Genomic DNA, 24,209 nt, shown 5'->3' with positions numbered 1-24,209 from the left:
TGCGTACTGCGCGCGCCACCAAGGTGATCGGCGTGGCCAAGGGCGGCATCCATCCTGTGATGCGCTCGTGGGAACGCGTTGAAGAAATCTTCCGTTCGATCGGCTTCGACGTTGCCGACGGTCCGGAAATCGAAACCGACTGGACCAATTTCTCCGCACTGAACAGCCCGGAAAACCATCCCGCGCGTTCGATGCAGGACACCTTCTACATCGAAGGCAACGACACCCAGGGCAAGCCGCTGCTGCTGCGCACGCACACCAGCCCGATGCAGGTGCGTTACGCGCGCATGAACAAGCCGCCGATCAAGGTCATCGCCCCGGGCCGCACCTATCGCGTCGACAGCGATGCGACCCACTCGCCGATGTTCCACCAGGTCGAAGGCCTGTGGATCGCCGAAGACATCAGCTTCGCCGACCTCAAGGGCGTCTACCTCAACTTCGTCAAGGCCTTCTTCGAGACCGACGACCTGCAGGTGCGCTTCCGTCCTTCGTATTTCCCGTTCACCGAACCGTCGGCGGAAATCGACATCGCCTTCGGCAGCGGTCCGCTGAAAGGCCGCTGGCTGGAAGTTTCAGGCGCCGGCCAGGTGCATCCGAGCGTGGTGCGCAACATGGGTCTCGATCCCGAGCAATACATCGGCTTCGCGTTCGGCTCCGGCCTCGAGCGCCTGACGATGCTGCGCTACGGCATCAACGACCTGCGCCTGTTCTACGAAGGCGATCTGCGTTTCCTGAAACAATTTAACTGACGCAATTCAATTGAACAATGTGATGCAGGGCCGGCGCGAACGCTATCCGCGCTGCGCTGCAAACTGTGGACTGTCCGGACTTCCGGACCATAGCTGAAGGTTTGAATCATGCAATTCTCTGAAAACTGGTTGCGCACCATGGTCAATCCGAAGATGACTTCGGATGAGTTGTCGCACATGCTGACGATGTCGGGCCTGGAAGTGGAAGAAGTCGAAGCGGTCGCGCCGCCGTTCTCCAACGTGGTGGTCGGCGAAGTGCTGGAAGTCGCCAAGCATCCCAACGCCGATCGCCTGAACGTCTGCCAGGTCGACGTCAAGACCGGCACCATCCTCAACATCGTCTGCGGCGCGCCGAACGTGCGCGTCGGCATGAAGGTGCCTTGCGCGATGGCCGGCGCCGTGCTGCCTCCGGGCGCCGACGGCAAGCCGTTCGAGATCAAGGTCGGCCAGCTGCGCGGCGTCGAATCGCAAGGCATGCTGTGCTCCGCGCGCGAACTGAAGCTGTCGGAAGACCATGGCGGCCTGCTCGAGTTGCCTGACGATGCGCCGGTCGGCCAGAATTTCCGCGATTACTTCCTGCTCAACGACCTCAAGTTCACCATCAAGCTGACCCCGAACAAGGCCGATTGCCTGTCCGTGCTCGGCGTGGCGCGCGAAGTGTCGGCCTTGACCGATACCCCGCTGAAGCAACCGACGTTCCAGACGGTCGCCGTCAATCTCGACGAAAAACTGCCGGTCAGGATTTCCGCGCCGGATCTGTGCGGCCGTTTTGCCGGTCGCGTGATCCGCGGCCTGAACGCCAAGGCGGCAACGCCGCAATGGATGAAGCAGCGCCTTGAGCGCAGCGGTCAGCGTCCGATCTCGGCGCTGGTCGATATCTCCAACTACGTCATGCTGGAACTCGGCCGTCCGTCGCACGTGTTCGACCTCGACAAGATCCATGGCAGTCTCGATGTGCGCTGGGGCAAGAAGGGCGAACAGATCAAGCTCCTCAACGGCAATACCGTTGAAGTCGACGAATGGGTCGGTGTGATCGCCGACGACAAGGAACTCGAATCGCTGGCCGGCATCATGGGCGGCGACGCCACGTCAGTTTCGCTCGAGACCACGAATATTTATCTGGAAGCCGCATTCTGGTTCCCGCAAGCGATCCAGGGCCGCGCACGCCGCTACAACTTCTCGACCGATGCGGCGCATCGCTTCGAGCGCGGTGTTGATTTCGCCACCGTGGTCGAACACATCGAGCGCATCACCGCCTTGCTGATCGAAATCTGCGGCACGCCCGACACCAAGGTCGGCCCGGTCGACGACCAGATCGTCAACCTGCCCAAGCGCGAGCCGGTCAAGGTGCGTACTGCGCGCGCCACCAAGGTGATCGGCGTGGCCATCACCGACGATATGATCGCCGACATCTTCACCCGCCTCGGCCTGCAGTTCACGCAAGAGCCCGGCCTGTTCGCGGTGACGCCGCCGTCGTTCCGCTTCGACATCGAAATCGAAGAAGACCTGATCGAAGAAATCGCGCGCGTCTACGGCTTTGAAAACATCCCGGCCTTGCCGCCGGTGGCCGCCAGCGAGATGAAGATCGCGCCGGAAAATATTCGTTCGCTGTTCGCCATCCGTCACCTGCTGGCCGACCTCGACTATCAGGAAGTGGTCAATTTCAGCTTCGTCGAGAGCGCGTGGGAAGCCGACTTTGCCGGCAACCAGGCGCCAATCAAGCTGCTCAATCCGATCGCCAGCCAGATGAACGTGATGCGTTCCTCGCTGATCGCCAGCCTGGTCGCCAATGTGCGCTACAACATCAACCGCAAGGCCAACCGCGTACGCGTGTTTGAAATCGGCGCGGTGTTCCATCGCGATGCGCAGGTGCAGGACGGTCCGCTGGAAGTGGCCGGTTATCATCAACCCAAGCGCGTCGCCGGCCTGGCCTATGGTCCGGTGGCTGACGAGCAATGGGGGCAGGACGCGCGCAATGTCGACTTCTTCGACGTCAAGGCGGATCTGGAAGTCTTGTTCGCCCCGCGCGTCCTGCGTTTCGCACGCATCGAGCATCCTTCGCTGCATCCGGGACGTTCGGCCCAGGTTGAGCTGGACGGCAAGAGCATCGGCCTGATCGGCGAACTGCATCCGCGTCTGCAACAGAAATACGACCTGCCGCTGGCGCCGGTCGTGTTCGAGATTGATGCGGCTGCGCTGCAGCAACGCGACGTGCCGGCCTACGTCGAAATCTCCAAATTCCCGGCCGTCACGCGCGACCTCGCACTGGTCGTCAAACAGGCGGTTCAGGTCCAGGAATTGCGTGATATTTTCGCTGCGGAACAGCAAGGCAACCCTGCTTGCGGAATCATCCAAGCCATTGTTTTATTTGATGAATATCAAGGAAAGGGCTTGGAAAACGACGAAAAAAGTCTTGCTTTCCGATTCACCTTGCAAGATACTCAAAACACACTCCAGGACGACACAGTTGACGCTGCAATGGCCGCTATCGTAGCCGCTGCGACAGGGAAACTTGCCGCCAAGTTGCGTGCTTGATAGTACACAAAGCAATAGATAGAACAAATAAATAAACAAAGAACCGGTAGAGAACAGGCCAATCACCCGTCATGAATAACGTGAATTCAAGCGAATTTCAATCTGTGCTCGATGCCGACTTGCAACGCGCCGTACTCGAATCCGAGGTGCGTTCGCAGGCAGAAAAAAATCTCCCGACGCTGACCAAGGCCGAACTTGCCGAACTTTTATTCGAGCAGGTCGGTCTCAACAAGCGCGAAGCGAAGGACATGGTTGAAACTTTCTTCGACGAAATTCGCAATGCGCTCGAACGCGGCGAAGCGGTGAAGCTTTCTGGATTCGGTAATTTCCAGTTGCGCGACAAGCCGCAGCGCCCCGGTCGCAATCCCAAGACGGGCGAAGAGATTCCGATTACTGCGCGCCGCGTCGTCACTTTCCACGCCAGCCAGAAGCTCAAGGAAATGGTCGAGGTGTCGAGCGGCCAGCCTCTCGCCCTTGCTGTGTAACGTAATTTCATTCCATGAACGAACGCGTCAATAAACCTGCGGTGATCGTATTGCCCCCGATTCCCGCCAAGCGCTATTTCACCATCGGTGAAGTCAGCGAGTTGTGCGGCGTCAAGCCGCACGTGCTGCGCTACTGGGAGCAGGAATTCACCCAGCTGAAGCCGGTCAAGCGGCGCGGCAACCGCCGCTATTACCAGCATCACGAAGTGCTGCTGATCCGCCGCATCCGCGAACTGCTGTACGAGCAAGGCTTTACCATCAGCGGCGCCCGCAACAAGCTGGACGGCCATATGGGCGAAGAGCGGCAGGAAGGGTTGCCGGAAGAGGTCGAAGTGTCAGTGTCGATGGATGCAGCCCAGATTGATGCGGTGCGTGTCGAATTGCTCGATATTCTCGAATTACTGCGACCGACGGCGCGTGCCTGATGGCTGTATGAACAAGAAAGCTGCCGCTGGCAGCTTTTTTCTTATCGAGACAAGCACCACGTAGCAGCGCGCACTTCGGTTGCTGCTTGAGGCATACTGAGCGCTCACAGTACGTTTCGTACGCCTGTTTCCCTTTTCCGAAATCACATAAATTATTGAGGCTATAGTGATCAAAGCCATTAAAGCTGCCTTGTCCAGATTGAAACACGATGTCGTTGATTCGCAACGGCTGTATGCTCAATGGGAACAGATCCAGCTGAAAAAACTGCTGCAATATCTGGATGTCGATGCTGTCTTCGATATCGGCGCGAACCAGGGGCAATATGCGGAGATGCTGCGTCGCGGCGGGTATCAAGGTCATATCTTTTCGTTCGAGCCGAATCCGCATGACGCCGCAGTCCTGCGCCAGCGTTCCGCGCGTGACGATAAATGGATCATCAGCGAACTGGCGATTTCGAATCAGGATGGCGTCGCCCAATTCAACGTCATGAAATCGAGCCAGTTCAGTTCGCTGAGCACTCCCAGCCATGAAGATGTGAATTTGTTTGTCAAATTGAATGCGATCAGCGAAACGATCGAGGTCGAGACCGAACGCCTGGAGAAAACCTTGCGCCGGCTGCAGTCGGAATATGGTTTTGTCCGGCCCTTCCTAAAAATGGATACCCAGGGTTACGACGTCAACATCTTCAAGGGCTCGGCCAATATCGTGCAGGAGTTTGTCGGTCTGCAGAGCGAACTGGCGATTGCCAAACTGTATGCGGATTCGGTGGATTTCCGCGAGGCGCTTACCGTGTACGAAAGCCACGGCTTCACGCTGAGCGCTTTGGTGCCGAACAATGCCGGGCATTTCCCGCGCCTGGTAGAAGTCGATTGCATCATGATCCGCTCGGATCTGGTACCTGCGAAATAAGCTAGCCCCTGCTGCACGAGGAGCAGTTTGCCGTTTGCCGCTTGCCATTGTGCACGGCAGACCGACGGGCTGCACATGGATGGCAGCCGGTCTTCAGACTTCACGGTGATTGATCGCCCGCTCTTGGTGCAGACGGACAGGGCTTATTTCTTGCCCAGCAGGGTATTTTTCAGACGCGTCATTTGCCATTGCCGCAAGTAACGCCGGAATTCCATATTGTCATAGCTGGGCTGACGGCGTACCCAACACCAGAAGAACCCGACGATCATCAACAGGCCGCCAATGAACACGGGTTTTTCGCGCATGCGGTTGATGCCGGCGGCAATCGCATAAAGCGGATGGTAACCCATGTACCACATGGCCCGGCCCCAGCGCAGGCGGCCTTCATAGATATGCTTGTCGGATGAGCCCATGATCCGATGGTGCCATAGCCAGGCTTGCGGATCGTAAAAGCTGAAGGTTTTCCAGCCCTTCATCCAAGCGCTATGGACGTCAATACCATCCCACGACAGGTGCTGCACGAAACCGCCGATGTCTTCAAATGCTTTGCGCTTGTAGAGCTTGAACTGGCCGGCGACCTGTTCGTCGATATGGGTTTCTTCGATATAGTGGCCATCTTCGTCGCGATACACTTTGCCGGATACGGCGGCCAGTTTGGGATCGATCTCCAGGCGCTGAAACATGCGCTCCAGGTAGAGCGGGCCGAAGGACATATCGCCATCGAGTTTGGCGATGTATTGGTATTCGCTGTGCTGAATGTGTTCCTTGCCGAAATTGAAGGCGGCGATCACGCCACCGCCCAGTTTGCGGAACCCGCGGTCCTGGCGCGGCAGCAGGCGGATGAACGGATATTTTTCGGCATATTCGCGCACGATGTCGGGGGTGGCATCTACCGAACCGTCATCCACCAAAATCCACTCGATTGGGCGATAAGTCTGGGCCACCACCGAATCCAAGGTGCGGCGCAAGTACTTAGCTTCGTCGCGCACCGGAGAAATGATCACTAAAGGAACAACGTGAGGATTGACCGCCGGTGCGGCGGCTACCGGTTGCAGGGGAAGTTGTTCGGTATCGGGCATGGCTGTCCTGGAAGTTGGTTCATTGCAATTTTGACAAGTGTAAATGCGCTTGGCGTGTGCCGTAGTGTTGTTTATCCTGTGTCATCAGCGTGCAAAAAGCAAAAAATTATCAGGCAATGACCATCAAAAATTTGGGCGCCAGTAGAAAATTGTTAAAATAATATCAAATTGGCTTCGATCAAGCTAATGCATTGAGGTAAGTTGCTGGCATCCGGGTGAGGAAGAAATGAAAACAGGGGATTTTCCGACTTGTCGGATGTTTGGTATCGATATCTGTGTTGCCAGTTTTGATCAGGCCACACAACGTCTGATGCAACTGGCCGCCAGCCCTGCCGGGACGCCGGCGATCGTCGTCACGCCGAATGTGGATCATGTGGTGCGGCTGGATGCCGATCCGCAGTTCCGCCAGCTGTATGTGCAGGCCGATTTCATTTTTGCCGACGGCATGCCTTTGGTGTGGGCCAGCCGTCTTACCGGGCAGCCCTTGCCTGAGCGGGTTACGGGGGCGGATTTGTTTGTCGCGCTGGCACGGGCTTGTGCCGTGCAACAGGTGCCGGTTTATGTGATCGGCGGCATGCCGGGGCAGGAGCAGGCCTTGCATGCGGCGTTTGCGCGTACCTATCCGGGCTTGCAAGTGGATCTGTTCTGCCCGTCGATGCAGTTCGATCCGCTCGGTGCGGAAGGATTGGAAGCGTTGCAGCGGGTCAATCAGGCCCGACCGGGAGTGGTATTCGTCTGTCTGGGCATGCCCAAGCAGGAGCGTTGGGCAATCGGGCTGCGTGATCAATTGCAGGCCGGGGTGGTAATGTGTGTGGGCGCGGCAATGGAGTTTGCGCTTGGTTTCAAGGTACGCGCGCCGCGCTGGATGCAGAAGTGCGGCCTGGAATGGACCTGGCGGCTGGCGTCCGAACCGCGCCGCCTGTGGCGCCGTTATATCGTGCAGGGCGCGCGCTTCGCTGGTCTGCTGCGGCGGAAGTGGTAGCTGCAATGCAGCGTAGGCAAAAAGCAAAAAGCGAAGAAGGAGTGGGCATTGAGTTTTTATTCGGATAAGCGCAATCACCATGCGACTTTACTGGGACTCGTAGTGGGCGTGGCCTACGCCTTTACCATCATACTCACGCTGGAAGTCTGTGTCGCTTTCTACCAGTGGGCGAATTTCTCCACCTTCAACTTTGTCGCCGCAGTAGCCGGTGTCACCGGCTTTATCGTGTTCAGTGACCTGCGCAGCCATGCGGTCGAGAACACTTCCATGATGGTGCATCATTTCACCACGATAGTTCGGCTGTGGGTCGGCACCTTCTTCGTGGTGGTGCTGGCGCTGTACCTGACCAAAAGCACTGCCGATTTTTCGCGGGTGGTGATGACGGCCTGGCTGATCATCACGCCGTTCACGCTGACTGCCACCTCTTTGCTGTGCCGCTGGTGGGCACTGCGTCTGTACACCGCCAAGGGGCAACGGCGCACCGCCGTGTTCGTCGGTTTCAGTGAAGATGCACAGCGTCTGTCGGAATCGTTCAAGACCTCCAAAATGCTGGGCATCAGTCCGCTCGGCTTCTTTGACAATCGCCAGGGAACCCAGCGGGTCGGTGCTGAACTGCCGCGTCTGGGTGGTCTGATGGATGCCATCAGCTGGATCGAGAAAAACCCGGTGGATGTGGTGTTCGTGGCGCTGGTGCATGCGCGTTCCAGCGATATCGCCCCGGTCGTGGATGCCTTGCATGATTCGGTGGCATCGGTGTATTTCGTACCGGATTCCAAGATGTTCGGGCTGGGTCACATGCAATATGCGGAAATGGCCGGCACGCCGGTGCTGGTGGCGTATGAAACGCCGTTTATCGGTGTCGCGCGCCTGTTGAAGCGCTTTGTCGATGTGGTGCTGTCGTTGATCATCCTGATCTTGCTGAGTCCGTTGCTGGCGTTCATCGCGCTGGGCGTGAAACTGTCGTCACCGGGACCGGTGATGTTTCGTCAGTTCCGTTATGGGGTCGGCGGACAACAGATCGTGGTGTCCAAATTCCGTTCGATGCGCAACGACCCCTTGCCCAGGGGGGAAGAGGTCAGGCAGGCCACCGTCGGCGACGTGCGCGTGACGCCGTTCGGACGTTTCCTGCGCAAGACCTCGCTGGACGAGTTGCCGCAGTTCTTTAACGTGCTCGAAGGATCGATGAGCATCGTCGGTCCGCGTCCGCATGCGGTCCAGCATAACGAGTTGTATCGCAAACAGGTCAAGGGCTACATGCTGCGCCACAAGGTCAAGCCGGGCATCACCGGCTGGGCGCAGATCAACGGCCTGCGCGGCGAAACCGATACGCTCGACAAGATGCAGCGCCGCGTCGAATACGATCTCTACTACATCCGCAACTGGTCGCTGACGCTGGATTTCAAGATCATCCTGCGCACCGTGCTGGTGGTGCTCAAAGACCGCAATGCCTATTGAATCTACTGAAGTCGCTGCGCCGCATGGTGAATATGTCGAATGAAGTTGCCCGACACCTGCTGAGCGAACTGGCGCCGGACATTGCCGGCCGCTTTGCCGCAGGGATGGCGGTGCGCATTCATTCCTCATTCGCACACGCCGAAATGCGCTGGCGCGCTGCGCAGGGTTCATGCGCGGCATACGGTTTTCAGGCTTATGACTGGCTGGCAACGTGGCAGCGCGAACTGGGCGAGCGACAAGGCTGGGAAGTGCATATCGTCGAACTCACCGATAGCGACGATCGCACACTGATGCTGTTGCCGCTCGGCCGTCAGCGCAAGCATGGGATACGTTTTGCGGGTTTCCTCGGTGGCGAGATCACCGACTATCATGCGCCGCTGCTGCATCCCGATTTCGACGCCTCGTCCTTTGCCGTGTTGTGGCCGGTCATCATCCGTCTGCTGGGCGGCGTCGACGTTTTCCGTGTACGGCGCATGCCGCAGCATGTCGAAGGCGTCGTCAATCCCTTGGTTGCGCTGGCGGGCATGCGCCACACTGAGCAGGCGCATGCGGCGACGCTGACGCCGACCTTTGCCGAATTCCAGAAAGTGCGCAGCGCCAAGATGTTTGCCGACACGCGCCGTCAGTTGCGGCGCCTCGGCGAACTCGGCACGGTGAAACTGCTGATCGATGTGCCGCCGGCTCAACGCGCCGCAGTGACCGCAGGCATGGCGCAGCAGAAAGCGCGACGCTGGCACGAAACCGGCAGCCGCGATCTGTTCGCCGAACCGGGCTATCTGGATTTCTATCAATGTCTTGCTGCGCAAGGCCTGTCAGGCGGCGAGATCGTCGTATCGGCCTTGTATGTCGATGACGATCTGGTTGCAACGCATTGGGGCATGCGCTACGGCAGCCGCTTTTACTGGCTCATGCCGGGTTATCAGGACGGCGAGTGGGCGCGCTATTCGGTGGGACGGATCCTGCTCGATGCCGTGGTACGGCATTGCATCGCAGAAGCAGTGGCGGTGTTCGACCTGACCGTGGGCGACGAGGGCTACAAGATGCAATGGGCCGATCACATGTTGCCTCTGTATGCCGGCCAGCAGGGCCATAGCTTGCGTGGAAAAATCGTGGTGGCGTGCAGTGAGGCTTATCAGCGACTGCGTGCGCGGGCGCGCAACGATAAGCACCTGCGCAGCCTGGTCAGACGTCTGCGCGGGCTGCGTTCTTCTCGAAATAATCAATAGCCGAATTCACAGGCAACACCTTGCAGCCTGCGGCCAGCGCCGCAGCGACGGCATGTTCCAGCCGCTCCGGGGTATAGCCGAAACGGCTCGGCGGACTTTCCACGTCATGCGTGTTGACGATCAGCCAGCCTTTGCTGCGCGCGGTGCGTTCCAGCAGCGTTTCATAGTTTTCCGTATCCACCGGCAGGTCGTACAGGCGATGGGTCTTGAGCGCGTTCAGGTCCGCGACGTGTTCATGCGTGCCGCCACTGGTGACGCGGCTGGAGCGAAAGCGCCTGCTGCAGATGCGTTTGGCGTTATAGGCATAGGCGCCGAAAGGGTAGGCGAAATTCAGCGCGGCAATATCCACACCCAGTTCGGCGAGAAAGGTGGCGTTGCGGTCCAGTTCTTTTTCCAGCGCATCGGCGCTGAGGTTATCGCAGCGGATGTGTGAGTAGCTATGGCAGCCCAGTTCGTGGCCATTGGTCAGCAGGGTCTGCAGATGTTCGCGGGTGTGGCAGGGTTTGCCTTCTTCCATGCCATCGGTCAGGCCGCCGGCGACGTAGAAGGTGCCGCGCACGCCGTGGTGTTCCAGCGCATGCGCGCCTGCTTCACATGCCGATGCCGGTGCGTCGTCGAATGTAAAGCTGACCACGCCGGCCTCCGCCTGCAGCGGCAAGAGGTTACGGAAGGCATGCTGCGACAGTCGGCGACTGATGCGCAGGGCAAGTTTGGAGGCGGAATCGGACATGAATTTTTCCGGCAGCGTTGGCGGTGATGTCAGCTCGTCAATCAAGTGTCGGTCACGTGCGCGCCGAAACGGCGGCGCCAACGCAGGAACGGCTTCTCCACGAAATTGTAGGACGACACGGCAAGTGCAAATGATAGCAGCACCGCAGTCAGTGCGAAGGCCGGGTAGGTCTGCCAGCCGATGCGCTGCGGCCCGATGCTGCCGGGACCCCACCAGATCTCCGCCAGAACGATGGCGACAGGGTGATACAGGTAGAGCGAATACGACCAGTTGCCGAAGCGGCGCATGGGACTGGTTTCCAGCAGCTTGGTCAACGACGTCGTCGAAGTGGTGAAGCAAATTGCAGTTATCAACGGCATCAGCGCCAACCCTTGCAGCGAGTAAGAAAGCGTGTCGCCAAAGCCGGGATGATGCACCACGAAGCTGGCCAGCAGCAGCAACAGGCACACCGCCTGCACCACACGGCTGGCCGAAAAGCGTCGCCAGTGCTTTTGCGTATCGTTGGCCAGGATCAGCGCCAGCCAGGCGCCGTACAGGATCGAATCGATGCGCGTGTCGGTCGCCATGTAGATGTAATCGCTGGTGCCGCCGCCGCTGTTGCCATAATGATGCACGATCACGCGCCACGCCAGCACCAGCACGACGCTGCCCGCCAGCCCCCGGGAAAAACGGCGCAGGTCGGCGGTTCCCGCCAGCACAGCGACGCAAATAAAAGGGAAGACCAGATAGTATTGCTCCTCCACCGCCAGCGACCACAGGATACTGAAGGGATCGAAGCCGTCGCGTCCCTGGCCGAAGTGGGCATAGATGCCATAGTAATTTGCGTAGTAGAACAGGGCGGAAAACACCTTGCCCCAACTCATGATGCCGCCGGCAGCCAGCGCGACCGCCACCAGCAGCGCCGGATACAGCCGGAACAAGCGCCGCACATAAAACCGTCCCACCGCGATGCGGCCGTTTTGCGCATGTTCCGCCAGTAGCAAGCGGGTAATCAGCAAGCCGCTGATGAAGAAAAACACCGTCACGCCGAAGCCGCCCGGGATCGTCGTGCTGAAGCCCAGATGGGCAACCAGCACCAGCAATACCGCGCAGGCACGCAAGCCATCGAGGCCGGATAGGTAATCGAATGATGGTCGGGCGCTTGCTGCCGTGCCGACAGTCGTGCTGAAGCTCATCGCAGGTCCTCAATTTGCTGACGCGCGCGGTTGTAGCCTTGCTGGTTGTCGAAGTTGAACGGCCCGGTGATGTTGTCGAAGGTGTAATTCAGACTGACTTGTACCGTGCTGCGCCGGTAGTCGATATTGCCTCCCGATTTGGAGGTGGTCTGTTCGCGTATGGCGTCTACACGCAGCGCCAGGCGACGCGTGATGTCGTAATCGTAGCGAAAGCCCAGGCGTAACTGCTGATCGTCGCCGCTGGTCGGCGTGCTGATCCGGGCGGTAGCGAAGTTCTGCGACTTTTGCGACTCCAGCGAGGCCAGCAGCGACACGCGCGTCTTCGGGGTGGCCTGCCATACCACGCGTCCCTGCACGCCTTTGGTAATCACATAGAGACGGCTGTCGGCTTCCTCGTTGGCTTGCGGGCGATCCCAGATGCGGCCGTAGAAGGTGGTCTTGGGCGAATAGTGCCAGTCGATCCCCAGCTCGCCCGACACCAGCCGGCTGTCGCGGTTGGGCAGCGTCTTGAAATGGCGCGCGATGGAGCCGAGATGGGCGATGAATATCGTGTTCTCGGTATAGCGCCAGGCGGTATCGGTGAAGAACTCGGTGTCGGTATAGCCGGAGTCGAAGTCGGCAATGTCCTGGGCCGTACGATTGGAAAAGCCTACCCGATTGCGGCGCACGCCCGCCGACAGCGTTGACTTGATGCCGGAGGTGTAGCGGATCGCTGCCTGGACCGCGTTGCTGTTCATGTTGTACATCTCGACCCGGCCCGGTACCGTGTAGCTCAGCGTTTGCTGGGTCCAGGTGAGCGGCACGTCGAAGCGGTTGGTGACGCGGTAGGCGACTTCGATCTCGTCTTCGCGGATATGCGGAAACTCCGGTTCGATGTTGGAGATGCCGCGTGGCGGTGTGGTGGTGCTGGGCGCGATTTCGCCGCCGAAGTAGTTGTACAGGCGATCATCGGTGCGATGGCGCACGCGGCCGCGCAGCAGGTCGCTGTATTCCCAGGTGTACATGCCCTGGAACTGCTTCTTGGCCTGATTCAGGTTGTAGGGACCATTGCCGTTGAGGTCGGTGTAGTTGCCGAATGAGCTGCCGTAGTGCATCTGCGACACCGACGCTGTCAACTGCAGGTTGGTGCGTTCGGTCGGCAGCGGCAGGAAGAGCGCGCCGCGGATGTCCGTCGACCAGGCCGAGTCGGAAGTCTTGAGCTTGTTGTCGCTGTTGCTGGGGAACATGAAGGGATTGTCGATGCGATACCAGCTCACGCCGCTTTGCAGGGCGTACTCGGCGGTGGCGCATGCCGGAGCGGAGACGAGCGACAGGCCGAGCGCAGCGGATACCAGCACGCTCAATGTACCGAACTGCACCGGCAGAAAGAGAGGACGTAGTGTTTGCTGGCGGTTATTCATCGGCAACTACCTCGTACCAGGGGCTGGCCTGCGCAATCTCGGCCTGGATATGGATGGTTGCCATGCCGTTGTTCAGACTGGCGCGGTTGCCGTCGAGCGCGGTCATGTGCTTGCCGCTGCCGTCCAGGGGATAGACGCTGATGCGCTTGGCTTGGGTGCGCAAGCTGATGCGCGCTTCATTGCGTTCCATCCAGACCGGCCCTTCGACGTCGCGCGGACCGGAGGGTTTGCTGTTCATGCCCGCGTCCTGTTCCAGCGTCCACCATTTGGCATCGCTTTTGTAACGGATCAATTCCTTCGGACGCGGCGGCATCGAGCCGGGCTGATTGCCCGTGACGGCGCTCGATGCGGAGATCAGGATGCGTCGCGACGAGACCAGCGGGCGGTTGTCCAGCGCGGTCAGCAGCACGCCGGTAAAACCGCGGCTCTTGCCGAGTAGTTCGATGGCGACGTTGTCATCGCCCACACGGCGTTTCATCAAGAAACCGAAGAAACCGCGCGCCTGCGGCGTGCGCAACTGGATGGTGCGTTGTAGCGCTTCAAATTCGAATTCGCCATTGGCCGCGCGCAGCGGCGTTGTTGCCGGCGGTGTTTGCTTGTCCAGCTTGCCGGCGCCGCTCAGGTCCATGCCCAGTCGCGCTTGCGTGGCGAGTTCCGGCGTGACGCCGTAGCGCACCGATAAATGCGTTTCAAAGGCGCTTGGATCGCGCACGGCGGCGACTGCCGCAAGGCTCCCGTTTGCTTTTGCAGCGTGCCGACCAGTCCGTTGCGAAAGAGCATGGCGCTTTGGCCGGTGGCAGCATATTTGCTCCAGTCGCCGGCGAGTGTGAAGGCCGACGGTGTGGCGGCCCAGTTGTCGCCGTCCATGTAATCGAAGAAAAACAGGCCGTCCCAGTCCTGCGCCGCGCCGATGGCCGCCATCAGTGGCTGGATCTCGCTGCCTTGCTTGTTGGGGAAGGGCTGGTTGTATTCGCTGACGACGAAGGGCTTGCGGATGTCGCGGCGCAAGGACAGCGCCAGCAGCCGGTTCAGCTCGCCGTCGCTGGCGGCGCTGTTGCGGATGCGCCAGTCGTTGCGGTCCCAGGCCGGGCCGGGGAAGTCGGGATGGTCGATGTAGAAGTGCTCGTCGATGTAATCCATCTGCGCCTGCGAATCGAAGTTGAGCACGCCGCCGTAGCCCATCTGGGTGCCGGTCACCGGCACCAGCACGTCGGTCTCGCTCTGCACGACCTGGCGCAGGCGATTGAAGTAGGCGCGGTCGGTATCCGCCAGGAACAACAGGAAGTCGCGCACGCGCAAGGCTTCGCCGGACGTATTGGGCGTGCCGGGATCGGTCGGACCCAGCACCTTTGCGGTCAATGATTTGAACTTGCCGTCGAGACGGTCGCGCCACTGGCCGATTTGCGAGGCATCGGTCGGCGTCAGCAACGGCACCACGGAACTGGATGACACGCAGGTATTCCATGTCGTGCAGGCTTTGGTAGTGGAGCCGTAGCGCCGGACCAGCCATTCCTGCCATTGCTTGCGAAGTTCCGCCTCATAGGCGCGGGGCACGGCTTCGGTCCATTCGCGCCGTTGCCAGGCCGCCAGCAGTGAAGATTCGTTGTTGATCTCCACCATTGCCAGCGCCGGGTTGTTGCGCAAGCCGAGCGCACGGATCAACTGGCGCGCGTAGTCTTCCTGCAGCGCCACCATACGCGGGTAATAGACGTGTACCGGTGCGCCCAGCGGCGTGGCTTCGTTTTTGCCATCCAGCGGCGGCAACTGGTCGACGGCGGGACGGAAGCGATAGCCCACGTGCAGGTTGAGATCGACGTAGATGCCTTGCTGCTTCAATGCATCGATGAAGTTGCGCAGACGGCTGACTGCAACAGGATTGAAGGTCGGATAGGGGCCGGGCGTGAGCAGGCTGCGCGGCGGATTGTCCTGGGTGCCGGGGCTGGTATCCATGTGATGCAGGCGCACGGCGTTGATGCCAAGCTTGCGCAGGCGTTGCGCCAGCCGCACGGCATCGGCGTCGGATGGAAAATTGGCGGAAAAGCTCAGGTTGATGCCGTACAGGCGCACGCGCGCATCGTCGGCCGTATTCGGTCGATTGTCGGGACCGACGCGGTAAAAGTGGCCGTTGCGCACGAAGATGCGCGAGCCGGCATCGAGCGCTTGGTTCATGGCGGAGCGGTCAGGCGCGCCGCCCAGCTTGTCTTCGTCGATGGCGAAGTTGAAATACGCGATGCCGTTATCGCCGATGGTGAAGGCGGCGGGTGCCGTCTGTGCGATTGCCGGCAGGGGAGTCACGGATAGCGTCAGGTAGCCGACGGTCAGCGTCAGCGCGCACAGGCGCATGGTCTTGCTCAGAAGTTTGCTCATGATGCGGCTCCACGCAGGGCGTTTTCGGTTTGCTTTGCCAGTTCAGCCTGTTCCATGCGGTGCAAGGTCAGGCGCGCGGAAATCGCGGTCGACGAATAGATGAAGAAAATATTCTGGAACAGCACGCCGCGGAACACCTCGCTTTCCGACAGATTGCTGATCAGGATCAGGATCAGCATGGCCCAGTGGATGGCGGCTTCTTCGCGGTCGATGCGCGTGAGCTTGATCAGGTTGCGGATGTGGAAGACGAACACGCCGGCCATGATGGCCAGCCCGATGATGCCGAGCTCGTTGAGGATGTCGAGGTAGCCGTTGTGCGCCTGCAGCGGAATCCAGTGCAGGGCGTTGATGATCGTCTGCGACGGACTGCCTTCGCCGAGCCAGAAGGCGCCGTAACCGATGCCGAACACGGGATGGCGATCCACTTCCAGCAGGACCAGACGCCAGATGTCGGTGCGGCCGGTGAGGTCGGTGCTCTTGTTGAACACTGCGCCGAAGGGAGTGAACAATTCATGCCACTCAGGCAGGCGACCGTTGATCACGTAGAAGATATGGAAGCCAAGCAGGAGGACGACGGCCAGGCTGATCGTCAGTTTGCGGCCGTCGAATTCACCGGTCAGGTAGCTTCGCCGTACCAGCAGATAGATCCCGGTGCCCAGCGCCGCTACCAGGATGGCCGTGCTGCTCTTGGCCATCACCAGTATGAACAGGCTGAACAGGATGCCGAAATAACAGATCGAACGCGGAAACGTGGTGCCCAGGCTTTCCTTGATCCACAACACTACGCACAGGCCGGAGATGGCGCCCAGCGCATTTTTTTGCATCAGGATGCCGCGCCAGGCGCCGCCCAATTCGTAATCGACGCCGATGCGCGGCAGCACCAGCGCCACGACGAACGAGCACGCCATCAGCGCCATCAGCGTGCCCAGCATGGTGCGGATCAGTTGCTGCTTGCCGCCGACCGGCGGCGAGATCGCGATGCCGACCAGCGTCAGGCCGATCAGCTGGATGCTGCGTTTGAGCGTGACGACAGGGTAGGGCGACCAGAGGATCGTGATCAGGCAATACAGAACGATGGCGATCAGCAGCGGATTCAGGTGTTGCACATGGCGCAGGCTCCAGCCGCGATTGCGCCAGGCCAGCCAGGCGCCGATCAGGAACACCGAGCCGAATTCCATTTGAAAGATGAGCGAGCCTTCCACATAGCTGCCTTGCGGAGCGGTGTTGCCCCAGTTGAAGCCGGGCGGCAGCAGCGAGAACGTGATGCTCATGACGATCAGCAGGCGCACGACAAACGGATCAATGTTGTCGAAGATGTTGGCCGGGCGCGAGGCGCCCAATTGGTCAGTTGCCGTATTCATGATAGCGATGGCCCGCAAGGGCGCTTAATTTGCCGCACTGTGCCAGCGTGGTGCGCAGCCAGCGAATGGACATGATGCGGGAAAAGGGCAGGGTCGCCAGCGCGACGCCGGCGGCAATCAGCAGCTGCAGCAGTGCGCGCAGGCCCAATTGGGTCGCACGCAGGAACCGCTGCACGCCGTGCAGGCGGGCGATTTCCGACAAGACGTAAGTTTGCCCGAGGCGGTAAGAGCGGCGCAGCAGCCAGTTCAGGTTGGCGCGCTGGGCCGGGACTTCTTCACTGACGGTGGCTTCGTCGCACCAGACGAACCTGGCGCCGTGCGCCAGCATGTCGCGAAACAGCATGGTGTCTTCTGCGCCGGTGCGGCCGAAGGCGGCGTCGAAAGGCCCGCCATCGGGAGCAGAGACGGCCATCAGTTTGCCGCGCCGGATCAATACGTTGCCGGTGCGGGCATCCTTGGTGGTAATGACGGTGCCGGTGGCGAAGCGGCGACGATTGAAGAAATCACCACTGCGTATCCACGCCGGCGTGTCGTCCCGGTAGCGCGGCAGCACGGGCGCAAACACGGCGTCGGCGTCGTAGCGGCGCTGGGCGGCGACCAGGCGGCGGATCCAGTCGGGATCGGGTGCTTCATCATCGTCGATGAACAGCACCCATTCCCCCTGCGCGGTATGCACCGCGGCGTTGCGCGCCTTGGCGATGTTGGGCGTGTTTTCATGCACGGCATGCAGGGGCATGGGGAAGTGCGCTTGCCAGTCGCGCAGGACAGGCGCGGCCGAGCCGGCCGGGTCGTTGTCCACCACCACCACTTCCATGCGCAGGGCATCGTGGGATTGTTCCGTCAGTGCGGCCAGCAACCGGTCCAGCAGTTCGGGACGGCGGAAGGTGCAGATGCAGATGCTGATGTCGATGGGCGCGCTCATCTTTGTCTGCGCCTCAGCATGGGCAGGAAGACGACCCAGATCAGCAGCAGGTCGAACACTTCCACGATGATCAGCGCCAGGATCGCGCCCCAGGTGCCGTACAGCGGGATGAACACTGCGGCCGAAATCAGCATGATGATCAGGCAGGCGACGCCGCTCAGCAGCAGCAGCTTGTACTGGTCATTGCTGGTCAGCCAGGACGAGCCGATCCAGCGCGCCGCGTTGATTGCGAAATAGCCGCCCCAGGCCAGCACCATCGGTTCCAGTCCGTGGTATTTGGCGCCCAACACGTGCGCCTGCAGCCACGGCAAGGCCAGCCACAGGGCGATGACGTAGACGATGGTGACGATTTCGACGCCGGCGATCGAGGCCCAGGCCAGGCGGTCGAGATGTTTCCAGTCGCGTGCCGCGAACAGGCGACTGACCATTGGCCGCGCCACGCGCGACCAGGCCAGCACCGATAACGAGATCGGCATGAGCAGCAGGCGCGAGGCATTCAGGTCGGCGGATGCGGCAACGCCGAGCACGGCCGCCGCCAGATACAGATAGCTGTAATTGGTGGCCCAGGCCACCAGCGCGCCCGGCAAGGCCCAGCGGCCGCGTTGCAGGACTTCGCCGACTACGGCGCGGTATTCCGTTTCATTACGGGCCTGCATCGACGTTGGCGATGCTAGTCCGTGGTCGGTGCTGCGCCACATGCCGGCGATGTTGGCCAGTCCCAGCACCAGCAAGATCGCCGGCACGGTCAGGTAACCGACCAGCAGCAGGATGCCGACGCCCACCATCACGCCCAGCACATAGGCTGCATCGGTGTGCAGCACGCGGCGAGGACGGGCTTCGATGAAGCTGATGCTGCGATGGTATTCGCGCTGGGCGTTGGCCAGGATATAGAGGGCGAAGGCAATGCCCAGCCAGACCGGATGCGCGTCGATCTTCGCGAGGGCCGCGATCACGCCGCTGCCGATGCCGAACAATACCGCCAGGACTATGCTGAGCTGCCACTGGAAACGGAGCAACAGCGTGGTCAGGCGCGCGCGTTCGGCGATCGTCTTGCCGGGCGCGATGGTAGTCAGCGGTCCGGTGATCAGCGCTTCGATGACAGTGGAGGCAAAGATGCCCGCGACATACATCTGCGAATAGACGCCGTAGGACTCTTTGGTCGCGAGGCGGATCAGCACCAGGCCCAGCGCAAAATTCAGCCCGCTCAACAGGGCTTGGTCGAGCAGCGACGCCAGTGAGTGCGTGAGCAGCTTCCTGCTACTGACGCCGCCTACCTGTTGAGTGGGCTGATCAGCCATTTGCGCAGACGGTGCCATAGTTTCTTGCCCTTGCCTTCGAGCTGATCGAACGCGTCGTTCTCGGCGAACTGGTTGTAGACCGTGCCGATGATTTGCGCGCCTGCGGTCTTCATTTGCGCTTGTGTCTGACGCAGGTCGTCCAGGCGGGAATGATGCTGCCGCACCACCAGCAGGCACATGCCGACTTGCTGCGAAATGGTCTGCGCGTCGGAGGAGGTCTGTGCGGCCGGCGTGTCGACGATGAAGACGTCGAAGTCATTGGCCAGTTGCCGCATCAGGTTGCTCAGAGCCGGCTGCAGCAGGATTTCCAGCGGATTCGGCGGTTGGGGGCCGGCGCTGAGCACACGCAGATGCGGGAAACCTTCGGCCAGGCCGCCGGCGGAAATCTCGGTGCGGCCGGCCAGCATGGTCGACAGGCCGGTTTTGTTTTCAAGTCCGAACAGGAGATGCTGCTTGGGCGCGCGCATGTCGGCGTCGATCAGCAGGGTGCGCTTGCCCATCTGCGAGAACGCCAGGGCCAGGCTGGCGGCAAGATAGGATTTTCCTTCGCCTTCGGCCGTGCTGACAACGGCGAGCGAGATTTTTTCCTGATCGCTCAGGCGGATCGACAACTCGGCGCGGATCTGGCGAATCGCTTCGGCTTCCATGCCGAACGGCGCCAGCGCGATGTCCAGCGACTTGTCCAGGCCTTCGGTCGAGGTCAGGGCGGTGGCGTAGTTGAACTGTTTGGACAGCACCGCCTGCACATCCTGTTCGGTCAGCAGCCCGAGGCGGACGGCAGCTTCGCCAAAGCGGATATGGGCGGAATTTTGCAACTCGACAACGCGTGCGACCTGTTCTTCGGTCAGCAGGCCCGCTTCCACGAAGCGAGCGCCCATCTTGTCGGCGGTCCCCATAGTGATCGGTGTGGTCGATGTATTTTCTGTTGCCATGGTCATTGCAGCCTTAGCGGATACCGATGTTGCCGATGAGCGGGAGGTGGATGCCGCGCACCAGATCGTCTTCGCAGCGCACGCGGCGTTGACCGAGTTCGTACAGCAGGGCCAGGCAGAAGCCCAGCGCCAGGCCGACCACGATGCTGGCGGCGATGTTTTGCAGCAGCAGCGGCTTGGAATGCGTACTCGGCACTTCGGCCACGCGCAGGACGGTCAGGTCGAAGGTGTTGATGTTGCTGGCCATGAGGATTTCATCGTACTTCGCCAGCGCGGTGTTGTAGACGCGCTCGACGCTGTCGAGCTGGCGCTGGTAAGAGGTGATGGTGTCGCGATGCTGTTTCTGCTCAAGCAGCTTGGCGCGCTGGGTGTCGACTTCCTTTTGCAGCGCCTGTTCCTGCATGGCCAGGCGGCGCGCGTCGATTTGCTGCGCGTCCAGCGAACTGCGCGCTTCGCGGGAGATGCGCGCAGCGATATCGTCGCGCTCGCTGATCAGCGCTACTGTCTTCGGATGGCGCGCGCCGAGTACCTCTTGTATATCAGCCAGGCGCTTGTTGACGTCGCTGAGTTTGGATTTCAGATCGTTGATGTTGGGGCGCTGCGCGACGTCCGGCAATTCGTCGATGCGCAGGCCGTTGCGCACCAGGCTGTCGGTGGCGCTCTTGCGGGCCTGCGCTTCCTGTTGCTGGTTCTGAACGGTGATCAGCGAAGTCATCAGGTCGCCCAGCTGGCGCGATTGCAGGTCGTTGCGTTCGTTGGGATCGAGGATGCCGACTTCCTGCTGGTACTTGGTCAGTTTCTCTTGGATCGAATCGGCTTCCTTGCGCAGATGTTCCAGCTGCGCGTTGTACTGCTCGCGGCGGGAACGCGCCGAAGCGGAGGATATCTGCTGGTTCAGGTCGATGTAGGCGCGCACGACGGCATTGGTCAGGTCGCGCGACTGCTCGGCGGTGTCCGCGGCATATTCGACTTCGATCACGCGGCTGGAGCGGCGCGTCACCACCATGGTATGGTCGTTGATGCGCTTGACCAGCTGCGAGTGCGCGCGGGCTTCGCCGCTGCGTTCGACCGCTTCGTGATAGGCGGCGGTACGTTCCAGGTCGAGCGCATCGATGACTTTTTCCGCCACGGCCTGGCTCTTGATCATGTCGAACTGGGTTTGCATGTAGCTCTCGTCCATCATCGGCGAGAACAGGCGTCCGTTGATGGGATCGTTGCCCTTGTAGTCGAGGTAGATGTCGGACGAGGCGGTATAGGTTTTCGGCAGCAACAGGGTCACGACGATCGTCGCCGCCACTGTCGCCAGCAGGGTCTTGAATATCGTGCTGCGCCGCGCCGAGATCATCGACGCCAGCTGTTTGGAGGATAAGCCGGTTTCGGGAGCCTGCAGGTTCACGTTATAGCCTTGATGTTTGTTCAGAATAGACTTTCATTGACGTACACGACGTCGCCCGGCAAGATCGGGTCCGTCAATTTTGCCTTGATTTCCTGTACACCCTTTTCAGGCATTTCCCTATTGATATAGATCCGGCGTTGCGATGCGCGCTGCGTCATGCCGCCACCCAGCGAAATCGCACGCATGACGTTCATGTCTTGTTCCATCGGATAGGAGCCCGGGCGATTGACTTCGCCGTGGATATAGAAAAGCTTCTTCTTGTTCACGTTGACGACGTCGCCGGCGTTGAGCTCGACATCGAGAGGAGTACGTCCGGTAGTGCTGGTTTCGCCCAGCAGGATAGGGATGCGGACATCGATTTCGGCGCTACTGCCGTTGTTATCGTTTTTCCTGCGCAGCAGCGTCACGGTCTGGTCGGCCTGCGCGGTGAGGCCGCCGGCGGTCGCCAGCAGTTCCAGCACGCTCATGTGGCCGGGAATCGGATAGCGGCCCGGACGGCTGACTTCACCCAGTACCGACACCATCTGGCTGCGCAGCTGGACGACTTCCACCGATACTTCGGGATTCTTGAGGTACTGCCCCTTGCGCAGGCCATCCGCGACTTTGGCGGAGATTTCGCTGGTGGTCAGGCCGTTGACGTCGATACCACCGATCAGCGGCAATGTCAGGAAGCCTTTGTCGTTGACGCCGACTTCTGCGGACAGGTCGGGTTGGCCAAACACAGTCACGCGCAATACGTCGCCGGAGCCCACGCGGGTATTCGTCACAGTGGAGGAGGGCAGCGCCAGCGTGGACAGAGTGCCGGGTGGCGCGGACATCAGTTCACCGGTCCTGGTCGGATCGGTAGGCACCTGCGCCAGAGCGGAAAAGCTCGTCAGGAGGGCGATGATGGTGGCAATGAATAAAGCGAATCGGCGCAAACTTAACTCCCGTGACTGATGACAAAACGATTGCTTGTGCGGCACGCGGCACGTCGTTGTGTGGGCAATGAAACGTGAATCAGGAGGCAAAGTTTTGTAAATATGACAACTTAAGTCGTGCATATTAATCGAAAACAGACGTATTTCAAAAAAATTTCAATGATGCCTACAAATCTTTGCAATTTTGAGTCGCCTTGCGACGATGTTTCTGCAAGGTAATTTTACCTGTTTTTATTCTTGCCGATGGATCGTTCCGATGCACGGAAGTTCTTTCAACTGCATGGATATGGCGTTGCAACTTCGGCTGTGCGATCAGTTAAGCATAGATATTGTGCGATATCAATTCAAATTGCAGCTTTAAAAACGCGTCGCACGCCCTGGGCCGGGACTCGTCGGACGTCACGCCGAAATCGCTCTGCAGAAAACTGTTTTCGCGATTTCGTCTATCCTTGGCGGATTGTTTTCAGCTCCTTGCGCCATGTCAGTTGCAACCGCTATTTCTTCTACTTCGCCCCTGCGCATCAGCGTGCTCGACCAAGCCCCGGTTTCCGAGGGAATGAGTAGCGCGCAGGCGCTTCGGAATTCACTCGATCTGGCCGTGCTGGCCGACCGCCTGGGTTATTACCGCTATTGGGTGGCCGAACATCACGGCACCCAATCGCTGGCTTGCGCCAGCCCGGAGGTGCTGATCGGGCCGATTGCCGCTGCTACTTCGCGTCTGCGCGTGGGCAGCGGCGGCGTGATGTTGCCGCATTACAGTCCGCTCAAGGTGGCAGAGTCTTTCAGCATGCTGAGCGGCTTGTATCCGGGGCGCATCGACCTTGGGCTGGGGCGTGCGCCGGGCAGTGATTCGCTGACGGCGTCGGCATTGCAGCGTGACCGGCGTCAGCGTCCACAGGACGATTTCCCCGATCAATTGAATGAGCTGCTGGCTTACCTGTGGGACGAGCTGCCCGGAGATCATCCGTTCGCGCGTTTGCCGCCCATGCCCGGCAGCCCCGAGCTGCTGCAGCCGTGGATGCTGGGCTCCTCGGCGCAAAGCGGCATCTGGGCAGCCGAACTGGGCATGCCTTACATGTTTGCAGATTTCATCCAGGCGGCGGGCGAAACCGTGGCGGCGCGTTACCGGCGCGATTTCGTGCCGTCGCCGCATTGGCCCGAAGCATGCCAGGGCGTTGCGCTGCAGGTGATTTGCGCCGAGACGGATGAGGAGGCGAAGTTGCTGGCGACCAGCTACGGCATGCGCCTGATCCACATGCATAGCGGGCGCCGTCTGGACAAGATTCCGTCGGTGGAGACGGCATTGCGCTTCTTTGAGGAACATGACTTGCCTTCGTCCACCTTGCCGTCGGGCCGGCGGGCCGTAATCGGTTCACCGGCGCGGGTGCGCGAGCAGATTGAGGCGCTGGCGCAGGCCTACGGCGCGGATGAAGTCATGATCGTCAGCATCATTTACGATCATGAAGCACGCAAGCGTTCGTATGAGTTGATTGCGCGGGAGTTTGCGCTGGTTTGATCGTCAAAGGCGAATGCGCGAAAATGCATCCACTTTTAGCAATCCAATAAATTCTTTTAAAATCAATTGGATAGCAAGAACTCCTCAAGGTTATCCACAAAATTATCCCCAGTTTTTGTGAGTAGCCATCCTGTTTCAATCAGCGTCCGGACAGCCACAGGCGCGTCATCTGTTCGGCACTGTCCCTGAGTAATCCGGCGGCATCTGCGATGGCCTTGTCCAGCGTGGTCGGTCCGAACGTGATCGAGAAGCAGCCCGAGAAGCTGGTCTGCAACCGGCCCAGCGCGGAGCGATCGATGCCGCCGGACAACAATGAAGTCTGCACGCCGGCCTGGCGCGCGCGAGT

22 protein-coding genes are annotated in these 24,209 nt (G+C 60.3%); 9 read left to right on the top strand and 13 right to left on the bottom strand.

Annotated features, from left to right (window positions below; all coding sequences use genetic code 11):
* From pheS to HLUSI_RS0111120, 5 genes are all read left to right on the top strand, one after another.
* Positions 1-749: phenylalanine--tRNA ligase subunit alpha (gene pheS / locus HLUSI_RS0111140; RefSeq protein ID WP_016834062.1), on the top strand; the 749-nt coding region annotated here is incomplete at its 5' end.
* Positions 750-857: 108 nt separating this feature from the next.
* Positions 858-3,284, top strand: coding sequence for a phenylalanine--tRNA ligase subunit beta (gene pheT / locus HLUSI_RS0111135; protein WP_016834061.1), 2,427 nt, complete (start codon positions 858-860; stop codon positions 3,282-3,284).
* A 71-nt stretch (positions 3,285-3,355) separates the two neighbouring features.
* Complete coding sequence (locus HLUSI_RS0111130; protein WP_050977690.1) at positions 3,356-3,769, top strand: integration host factor subunit alpha; 414 nt, start codon at positions 3,356-3,358, stop codon at positions 3,767-3,769.
* A gap of 14 nt (positions 3,770-3,783) precedes the next feature.
* Positions 3,784-4,194 carry a MerR family transcriptional regulator gene (locus tag HLUSI_RS0111125; protein WP_016834059.1) on the top strand — a complete coding sequence of 137 codons (411 nt, stop codon included), beginning with the start codon at positions 3,784-3,786 and terminating at the stop codon, positions 4,192-4,194.
* Between the two features lie 190 nt (positions 4,195-4,384).
* A complete protein-coding gene (locus HLUSI_RS0111120) occupies positions 4,385-5,104 on the top strand; it encodes an FkbM family methyltransferase (protein ID WP_238533977.1) in 720 nt (239 codons plus the stop codon).
* Between the two features lie 143 nt (positions 5,105-5,247).
* On the opposite strand, the gene HLUSI_RS0111115 is transcribed toward HLUSI_RS0111120, so the two are convergent.
* Complete coding sequence (locus tag HLUSI_RS0111115; protein WP_029363399.1) at positions 5,248-6,183, bottom strand: glycosyltransferase family 2 protein; 936 nt, start codon at positions 6,181-6,183, stop codon at positions 5,248-5,250.
* Positions 6,184-6,409: 226 nt separating this feature from the next.
* Here HLUSI_RS0111115 and HLUSI_RS0111110 point away from each other — a divergent pair, with 226 nt between their 5' ends.
* The 3 genes from HLUSI_RS0111110 to HLUSI_RS0111100 are packed head-to-tail and all read left to right on the top strand — an operon-like array spanning position 6,410 to position 9,846.
* Positions 6,410-7,165 (top strand): WecB/TagA/CpsF family glycosyltransferase, encoded by a 756-nt coding sequence (locus tag HLUSI_RS0111110; RefSeq protein ID WP_029363398.1) that lies wholly within the window; start codon positions 6,410-6,412, stop codon positions 7,163-7,165.
* A gap of 48 nt (positions 7,166-7,213) precedes the next feature.
* The gene (locus HLUSI_RS0111105; protein ID WP_029363397.1) at positions 7,214-8,620 is read left to right on the top strand and encodes an undecaprenyl-phosphate glucose phosphotransferase; all 1,407 of its coding nucleotides are present in this window, start codon (positions 7,214-7,216) and stop codon (positions 8,618-8,620) included.
* Complete coding sequence (locus HLUSI_RS0111100) at positions 8,617-9,846, top strand: GNAT family N-acetyltransferase (protein WP_016834054.1); 1,230 nt, start codon at positions 8,617-8,619, stop codon at positions 9,844-9,846. The genes HLUSI_RS0111105 and HLUSI_RS0111100 overlap by 4 nt, the downstream gene beginning before the upstream one ends.
* Here the strand turns inward: HLUSI_RS0111100 and HLUSI_RS0111095 are convergent.
* From HLUSI_RS0111095 to HLUSI_RS0111045, 11 genes are read right to left on the bottom strand one after another with little or no spacing between them, the layout of a single operon-like run.
* Positions 9,803-10,576 (bottom strand): polysaccharide deacetylase family protein, encoded by a 774-nt coding sequence (locus tag HLUSI_RS0111095; RefSeq protein WP_050977691.1) that lies wholly within the window; start codon positions 10,574-10,576, stop codon positions 9,803-9,805. The genes HLUSI_RS0111100 and HLUSI_RS0111095 overlap by 44 nt on opposite strands.
* A gap of 41 nt (positions 10,577-10,617) precedes the next feature.
* Positions 10,618-11,751: an acyltransferase family protein gene (locus HLUSI_RS0111090; protein ID WP_016834052.1), complete on the bottom strand. Its 1,134-nt coding sequence runs from the start codon at positions 11,749-11,751 to the stop codon at positions 10,618-10,620.
* Entirely contained in the window at positions 11,748-13,151 is a 1,404-nt protein-coding gene (locus tag HLUSI_RS0111085; RefSeq protein WP_050977689.1) for a hypothetical protein, read from the bottom strand. The genes HLUSI_RS0111090 and HLUSI_RS0111085 overlap by 4 nt, the downstream gene beginning before the upstream one ends.
* Positions 13,144-13,827: a hypothetical protein gene (locus HLUSI_RS0111080; protein ID WP_016834050.1), complete on the bottom strand. Its 684-nt coding sequence runs from the start codon at positions 13,825-13,827 to the stop codon at positions 13,144-13,146. The genes HLUSI_RS0111085 and HLUSI_RS0111080 overlap by 8 nt, the downstream gene beginning before the upstream one ends.
* Positions 13,770-15,518, bottom strand: a complete 1,749-nt coding sequence (locus HLUSI_RS0111075) for an alpha-amylase family protein (RefSeq protein WP_016834049.1) — start codon at positions 15,516-15,518, stop codon at positions 13,770-13,772. The genes HLUSI_RS0111080 and HLUSI_RS0111075 overlap by 58 nt, the downstream gene beginning before the upstream one ends.
* Positions 15,515-16,879, bottom strand: a complete 1,365-nt coding sequence (locus HLUSI_RS0111070; RefSeq protein WP_040503384.1) for an O-antigen ligase family protein — start codon at positions 16,877-16,879, stop codon at positions 15,515-15,517. The genes HLUSI_RS0111075 and HLUSI_RS0111070 overlap by 4 nt, the downstream gene beginning before the upstream one ends.
* On the bottom strand, positions 16,863-17,801 hold the full coding sequence (locus HLUSI_RS0111065; RefSeq protein WP_016834047.1) for a glycosyltransferase family 2 protein: 939 nt from the start codon (positions 17,799-17,801) through the stop codon (positions 16,863-16,865). Before HLUSI_RS0111065 ends, HLUSI_RS0111070 begins: the two co-directional genes overlap by 17 nt.
* The gene (locus HLUSI_RS0111060; protein ID WP_016834046.1) at positions 17,798-19,099 is read right to left on the bottom strand and encodes a lipopolysaccharide biosynthesis protein; all 1,302 of its coding nucleotides are present in this window, start codon (positions 19,097-19,099) and stop codon (positions 17,798-17,800) included. The genes HLUSI_RS0111065 and HLUSI_RS0111060 overlap by 4 nt, the downstream gene beginning before the upstream one ends.
* Positions 19,072-20,031 (bottom strand): polysaccharide biosynthesis tyrosine autokinase, encoded by a 960-nt coding sequence (locus HLUSI_RS28115; protein ID WP_238533976.1) that lies wholly within the window; start codon positions 20,029-20,031, stop codon positions 19,072-19,074. Before HLUSI_RS28115 ends, HLUSI_RS0111060 begins: the two co-directional genes overlap by 28 nt.
* Before the next feature lie 13 nt (positions 20,032-20,044).
* Entirely contained in the window at positions 20,045-21,427 is a 1,383-nt protein-coding gene (locus tag HLUSI_RS0111050) for a Wzz/FepE/Etk N-terminal domain-containing protein (RefSeq protein ID WP_016834044.1), read from the bottom strand.
* A 20-nt stretch (positions 21,428-21,447) separates the two neighbouring features.
* Positions 21,448-22,347, bottom strand: a complete 900-nt coding sequence (locus tag HLUSI_RS0111045) for an SLBB domain-containing protein (RefSeq protein WP_016834043.1) — start codon at positions 22,345-22,347, stop codon at positions 21,448-21,450.
* 478 nt (positions 22,348-22,825) lie between these two features.
* Between HLUSI_RS0111045 and HLUSI_RS0111040 the strand changes: the two genes are divergently transcribed.
* Positions 22,826-23,863 carry an LLM class flavin-dependent oxidoreductase gene (locus HLUSI_RS0111040; protein WP_083830902.1) on the top strand — a complete coding sequence of 346 codons (1,038 nt, stop codon included), beginning with the start codon at positions 22,826-22,828 and terminating at the stop codon, positions 23,861-23,863.
* Positions 23,864-24,002: 139 nt separating this feature from the next.
* Here HLUSI_RS0111040 and HLUSI_RS28110 read toward each other — a convergent pair.
* Positions 24,003-24,209, bottom strand: a 207-nt coding sequence (locus HLUSI_RS28110; protein ID WP_016834041.1) for a glycerate kinase, incomplete at its 5' end; no start/stop codon positions are given.

Source organism: Herbaspirillum lusitanum P6-12 (assembly GCF_000256565.1).
GTDB lineage: Bacteria > Pseudomonadota > Gammaproteobacteria > Burkholderiales > Burkholderiaceae_D > Herbaspirillum > Herbaspirillum lusitanum.
The sequence above is the reverse complement of the archived record's forward strand: the minus strand, read 5'-3'. Positions and strand labels throughout refer to the sequence as shown.